Origin of the sequence: Lentilactobacillus parafarraginis DSM 18390 = JCM 14109, assembly GCF_001435895.1 — a bacterium.
Lineage (GTDB): Bacteria > Bacillota > Bacilli > Lactobacillales > Lactobacillaceae > Lentilactobacillus > Lentilactobacillus parafarraginis.
In genome coordinates this window covers 25413-31412 of record NZ_AZFZ01000034.1, presented here as the reverse complement: position 1 = coordinate 31412, position 6000 = coordinate 25413, and the positions used below count along the sequence as shown (strand labels likewise).

General features: G+C 43.3%; 5 protein-coding genes, 2 tRNA genes and 1 other RNA gene. 4 read left to right on the top strand and 4 right to left on the bottom strand.

Translation table 11 applies throughout. The features are described from left to right. Nucleotides 1–439: 439 nt before the first annotated feature. Nucleotides 440–807, bottom strand: a transfer-messenger RNA (tmRNA) gene (ssrA, locus tag FD47_RS15035). 49 nt (nt 808–856) lie between these two features. Next, a complete protein-coding gene (locus tag FD47_RS08790; protein WP_054735003.1) occupies nt 857–1630 on the bottom strand; it encodes a Cof-type HAD-IIB family hydrolase in 774 nt (257 codons plus the stop codon). 130 nt (nt 1631–1760) lie between these two features. Between FD47_RS08790 and FD47_RS08785 the strand changes: the two genes are divergently transcribed. From FD47_RS08785 to FD47_RS08775, 3 genes are read left to right on the top strand one after another with little or no spacing between them, the layout of a single operon-like run. Continuing rightward, entirely contained in the window at nt 1761–2459 is a 699-nt protein-coding gene (locus FD47_RS08785; RefSeq protein WP_054735000.1) for a cysteine peptidase family C39 domain-containing protein, read from the top strand. Between the two features lie 17 nt (nt 2460–2476). Beyond that, nucleotides 2477–3217, top strand: a complete 741-nt coding sequence (locus tag FD47_RS08780; RefSeq protein WP_054734998.1) for a response regulator transcription factor — start codon at nt 2477–2479, stop codon at nt 3215–3217. Continuing rightward, a complete protein-coding gene (locus FD47_RS08775) occupies nt 3214–4704 on the top strand; it encodes a sensor histidine kinase (RefSeq protein WP_056980536.1) in 1491 nt (496 codons plus the stop codon). The genes FD47_RS08780 and FD47_RS08775 overlap by 4 nt, the downstream gene beginning before the upstream one ends. A gap of 90 nt (nt 4705–4794) precedes the next feature. Here FD47_RS08775 and FD47_RS08770 read toward each other — a convergent pair whose 3' ends face one another. Next, nucleotides 4795–5046 (bottom strand): hypothetical protein, encoded by a 252-nt coding sequence (locus FD47_RS08770; RefSeq protein WP_008215028.1) that lies wholly within the window; start codon nt 5044–5046, stop codon nt 4795–4797. A gap of 540 nt (nt 5047–5586) precedes the next feature. Further along, a tRNA-Gln gene (locus FD47_RS08765) sits at nt 5587–5658 on the bottom strand. A gap of 130 nt (nt 5659–5788) precedes the next feature. Here FD47_RS08765 and FD47_RS08760 point away from each other — a divergent pair. After that, nucleotides 5789–5862: transfer RNA gene (locus tag FD47_RS08760), tRNA-Glu, on the top strand. Nucleotides 5863–6000: the final 138 nt, after the last annotated feature.

The window sequence follows — 6000 nt, the reverse complement described above, 5'->3', positions numbered from 1 at the left end:
TAAAGTGTCCAACTTGCAGGGTTCACTTCACTCACTCGATTAATTTCGGGTGGGGCTTTTTATTTTTAATGATGGTAATCAGTAAATTGTACAGTTCAAGATTAGTATCTCGGAAGAGAAAGAAATACCGATTATGATGGTAAAAAGAAGGTTACTGACCAAAATTGCATGGTATTTATTATTCTGGAATTCGTACATAGCAAAAAAAGCCTCCATTGCATTATCTATTGATTAGATACGCGATGAAAGCTTAAATTTGCTAACTAAATTTTAAAAGGTCCTTCAATCCGTCCCTGTATCATGGGATTTGAAATTTAGTAATGTGCTAACTATATGCTAACTTTTCATGCAAATGAGTGACAATCGGTGACAATTTAGAAAATCAAGAATGCTTTAATACCAGCATTTTGACACCTGATGCCACCTCATGAAACCCTATCAATGGAGTCGGCGGGAGTCGAACCCGCGTCCGAGCATATTGCCACCTAGACCTCTACGTTCATAGATCAACTACTTAAAATTCACCATTTGAAACGCCGTTAATCAAGGCACCCACAAATGGCTAACCTGGTTAGTCTCTTCAGTTGACTTCAGGTGGGAGCCAACAGCGTGAGCCCACTAAATTTAAGACCCAGATCCAACCCATGGGCGAAGCTGGGAGGATCTACGTTAAGCGCTTATTAGGCAGCTAAAGCGTAAGAATTGTTATTATTTTTTGCAGTTATAATTTAACTGGACGGTTTTACGTGACGCCGCACGAAACGCAATCCAGGCTCAACCTATACCCGTCGAATCCTTAACGACCCCATAAAGATACAAAGTAATTGTATCATATAACGGGGATAGGTAGAAGGATTTAGATCAGATTGTAGTGTTTCAGCCCGTTGACGATCCCATGATCCGTATTGGCGGTTGTCACGTACTCGGCGTGATCCTTAACAACGTCCAAGCCATTTCCCATGGCAACGGGGTGGTCGACGTATTTGAGCATTGGGATGTCATTGTTGCCATCACCAAATGCGTAGGTGGGGATGCCTGCTAGGCCGGCTTTACTGATGAGCTCCTCAATACCGCGACGCTTGGAGCCGTTTTTAATCACAACGTCCATACTAAATGGGGTATTTCGGAAAAAGGTCAGTTCATCGTTAAACTTATTGAGATAATCATCATCGTGACCAGCGGTATTCAACAGCATCATGCAAATGTCGTTTTCAGCCACAAATTTATCGGCATCTAACGGAGGTAAGCGCGAGTTGATAAAATGGTAGTTATCCCGGGTGGTATCGGTGATAAAGTTAATCGCTGCTCCCTGGTGGTTCATGACCGTGGTTGATTCACCCATGGATTTGGCAAAAGCCATTAAATCCGTCACAACTTGCGGCTTAATGACGGCCTTGTAAAGTGGTTGCTTTTCAAACACCACATAACTGCCGTTGGCGGAAACAACGGTGTCAATTTCTGTCTGGGCGAGGGTTTCCGGAATTTCAAAAATATTTCTTCCCGTTGAAATTACTGGTAATACGTTATTGGTTCGCAGTTGCTTCATTGCGTTGGCAACTTCAGGATCAACCTTGGTTTGTTCGTTATACAGTGTGTGATCAAGGTCAAAAAATGCAATTCCCTTATACATAGTGGCGGCCACCTCAGTCTTAAATTTTGTGGAAAAACTTATCATGTCACACATATCATAACAATCTTGACCCATTTCAAGCAAGTTGCTTATTTTCTGGTAAAATAGAAATAGTATGGGGTGAGAAGAAATGGAAAAAACAACCATCGCGAATGAAAAGACTAACCGGTTTTTCGTTCGCCTTAGAAGAATCCCCGGAGAGCACTGGTATCTCGCAAGTGAAAACGGCAAGATTACCGATTCCAGTCAAAAAATCAAAATTCCGGAAGATATTAAAACACAGGATTTTCTAATTGACCAAATCAGCTTTTTTAATAAACAAATCTGGTACCATTTTACTCGGGATGATATTGCCGGATGGCTGCCAAAGCGCAACATCCGCAAAACGTTTCGACGGTTGGATGTTCCACCGAAAAAACAGCCAACCCAGGCTGATGTTGATAATCAAGCGACGGCCTTTTCGATTTTATTGGAAAGCGCTGGGATTCAGGCCCCCTATGATGACATTAAACAAGTTGTTGAAAAGTGGCAGGCAACCGGATCCGGATTAGTCGGTTTGAATAGTTTAGTTATTTCGAAGACGCATTCAATTCGGGACCTCAATCACGTTAACTTACGCCAGATTGACAAGCAATTATTGAGACGGCGGCCGATTGTGATGCGGGTTGGTGGGCTGAATAATTTGAAGTCAAGCCTAATTGTCCTCACGGGTTTTAACCGCAAGCTTTATTTTTATAACGATCCATGGACCGGGAAACTAGAATCCGTTTCCCAAAATCATTTAAAAAAGCATTGGCTTCGAGGAAACTTTGAAGCGATTAGCTATTAGGAGTTGGGAGATTAATAATGAAACTGTTAATGATAGAAGATAATAAATCGGTTTCTGAAATGATGTCGATGTTCTTTCAAAAGGAAGGCTGGGATGTTTCCTTCGCCTATGACGGCATTGAAGCCGTCGACATGTTCAATGAGGATCCTGACAGTTGGGACATCATTACCCTGGATTTGAACCTGCCTAAAAAAGACGGCATGGAAGTGGCCAAGGAAATTCGCTCGAAATCAAAATCCGTGCCAATTATTATGCTGACTGCCCGGGATTCTGATAGTGACCAGGTATTGGGCTTTGAAATGGGTGCCGACGATTATGTCACTAAGCCATTTTCACCAATTACCTTAGTTGCCAGAATTAAGGCGCTTCAGCGGCGGGCCCATACTGAGGCGGCGCCCGAAGAATCCGGGACTCAAACGGAAGCAAGCCCTAAGAAACAGTACCAGGTCACGACGGATCATTTTCAGCTGAATACCAATACCAGAGAGGCCTATTTGGACGGGAAGATGATTCCTGAGCTGACCCCCAAAGAGTTTGAACTATTAAAGACGCTGGCAATGAAGCCGTGCCAAGTGTTTTCTCGGGAGCAGCTTCTCGAACAGGTTTGGGATTACGAGTATTACGGTGACGAACGAACGGTTGACGCCCACGTCAAGAAATTACGGCAGAAGATTGAACGTGTCGGCCCCCAAGTGATTCAAACCGTCTGGGGTGTTGGTTATAAATTCGATGATAGCGAAGTGGATAAAAAGAAATGAAAATGATTTACCAGCAGTTATTGGCGTTCTTTCTGGTGATTGCCGTGACGATCCTACTGCTTGGCTTTTCATTTGGGCGGATGTCCAAAAGCTTCGTGTATGACGACGAATGGCGCAGTCTTGAAAAATATTCGGATAGTTTGGTTCAGCAGTCACTGACCGTTAATTCAAAGGGCAATCAAAAGGTGTCCTTTAGTCTGAGCACTTTAAAGACCACCCAGGCGTTGTTGGAGAATCAGTCCGTGCATTTCACCGTGTTTAATCAAAAAAATCAGGTAATCTATCCCAATAACGGGTTATCCCCCAAGGTGACCAAGAGTGATTGGCGGCATTTGACCAAGGATCAAATTGTTCGCAAGGTCAATAACCGTAACTTTCGGTTGAATAATGGCAAAACGCGGCCGGCAATGATTGAAATTCTAAAGCCCTACTACTACAACAAGAAGTTGGTTGCGGTTGTCAGTGCCGGTGCCTTTATTTCAGACGTGAACTCCAACGTGGACCGGATTAACCGTGATCTATTGAAGGGCTTAGGGGTTTCCTTAATCATTTCGATGATTATCAGCTTCTTTATCGCCAGCCGGCTTAACCGGCGAATCAGTCGGCTGCGGGCAGCTGCGACGCAGGTTTCGAACGGAAACTATGAGATTCGAGTGAAGTCTGGCGGCAAGGATGAGATCGGTGAGTTGATTACAGACTTCAACCACATGACTGAATCCCTTGAAAAGGCGAATCAGGAAATTGAGCGGCAAGAAGAGCGTCGCCAAGAATTCTTGGCGGATGCGGCTCACGAAATGCGAACCCCATTAACAACGATTTCCGGGATTCTTGAAGGAATCAAGTACGATGTGATCCCGCAAGAACAGCGAAAGAAAAGTATTGATTTGATGAGTAATGAGACCCAGCGATTGATTCGCCTGGTCAATGAAAACCTGGATTATGAGAAGATCCGCTCAAATTCGATTCGGCTTGAAAAGCGGCACTTCAACGCCCGAAATGTGTTGAATAACATTGTCGAACAGCTGTCGAGCAAAGCGGCTGAATCCAAAGACCACTTCGAAATTCAGTCACCTGATGATTTGCCGATTTATGCCGATTATGATCGGTTTGTCCAAATTGTCTTTAACATTACCAACAACGCAATCCAGTTTACGGATAATGGGACGATTACCCTGATTGGCGAACGCGGTTATCAGGAAACGGTTATTCGAATTGCCGATACTGGAATTGGAATGACCAAGGAGCAGCAAAAAAATATTTTTGAACGTTATTACAAAGCAGATGCCTCCAGACGGGCTCATAAGTATGGCGAGTCTGGTCTGGGCCTGGCAATTGTTCATCAACTTGTCCAGCAGCACGGTGGGACGATTTCGGTTACTTCCAAGCCTCATAAAGGGACCACGTTTACCGTTATCATTCCGGATCAAACCGATGAGGAAAAGAAGGCTGCGGCAAAACAAAAGCAGTCACCGAAGACCGATGCTTAGTGACACTGCCGATTTACAAGTTAATTCAAAGGGGCCTCGCTTGAAGCGCAATGCTTCGAGTGGGGCCCCTTTGATGATACTTAAAGCGAATTATTCAGCTAAACTGTCGGTTGGTTCATCTCTGAGGAATTCCGCAAATTCCTTCATTTGACCGGCACCTTCAAATCTCGCATCCATTTCTTCCGGATGTTGGAGGAGGCGGGCAGCGGCATCGAGATTAGAAATCCCATTGTCGTTTGTTTCAGCTAGCCAGCGTTTCTTCTTTTCAAAATCATCCACGCTGTTTGATCCTACATCAATTAAGTCGATAATTGTTTGTCGTGCTTCCTGGTGTGAAATCATGTCGTTTTATCCCCGTTCTTTTAGTTGTGTTTTGACGTCTCAAATAATGTATCATATATCGAAATGAAAGTCGATGAAAACTTTTTAAAATTGTTTGAAGATTCTTAAAAGATCGAGACTTTTCTGTGGGAATATGGCCAAGTATCAATGGAATGGTAGCGGTTAATAATGGTAAGGGCATGAATCAAAATATTTTTTTAAAATGAGGGCCAAAGCATCTAAAAAATTCGGCGTTTGGTGGCAGATAAATTTGCCGCTGATCTTGAAAGTGATTCTGCGGGAGTTAGCGTCCGCAAAGATAATCGATAAAAAAATAACACATTCCCCGCCTACGACAGTTAGGAATGTGTTACCCGTAAAAAATGGCCTGAATCTACATAAAAGTAGATTACAAATTAAAGTATAGAGCAACCGGTTTGTTCCTGCAATTGAAATGATTTCGTTTGCGTTGAAAAAATGGGGTCTGCTGGCAATGGGGAACCGTGGTGAAAATAAAACCCGGTAGCGTCAATTATTAACGCTACCGGGCTCATCTAATTATTGGGTATACTGGGGTCGAACCAGTAAATTACGGATTCAGAGTCCGTTGCCTTACCATTTGGCGAATACCCAATGAACAAATATCACAGTTATTAATATTATCGATTTTTTCCGGATTTGTCAACCAAGTTTTTCAATTTTAGTTGTCAGTTGACAAATTCGTTTGATTTAGATAAACTGTTATTTGTGAGTTTGGGAGCATTGCCCGCTGGTCAAACTGGTTTAAGACGTCGCCCTCTCAAGGCGGAGTTACGGGTTCGAGCCCCGTGCGGGTGATATGGATTCAACTAAGAGCTGTTAAATGCGATTAATAAAGCATTTAACAGCTCTTTTGTCAGTTTTGATTTTGGTCACTGAACCTTTGGCAAAAAAAGACGATGGACAATCCATTTGTCTCACCGCCAGCCGTTGAAT

What these genes read in the sequence shown, in the direction of transcription:
- FD47_RS08790 (WP_054735003.1), bottom strand. Translation starts at nt 1,630, where the DNA reads ATGTATAAGGGAATTGCATTTTTTGACCTTGATCACACACTGTATAAC.
- FD47_RS08785 (WP_054735000.1), top strand. Translation starts at nt 1,761, where the DNA reads ATGGAAAAAACAACCATCGCGAATGAAAAGACTAACCGGTTTTTCGTT.
- FD47_RS08780 (WP_054734998.1), top strand. Translation starts at nt 2,477, where the DNA reads ATGAAACTGTTAATGATAGAAGATAATAAATCGGTTTCTGAAATGATG.
- FD47_RS08775 (WP_056980536.1), top strand. Translation starts at nt 3,214, where the DNA reads ATGAAAATGATTTACCAGCAGTTATTGGCGTTCTTTCTGGTGATTGCC.
- FD47_RS08770 (WP_008215028.1), bottom strand. Translation starts at nt 5,046, where the DNA reads ATGATTTCACACCAGGAAGCACGACAAACAATTATCGACTTAATTGAT.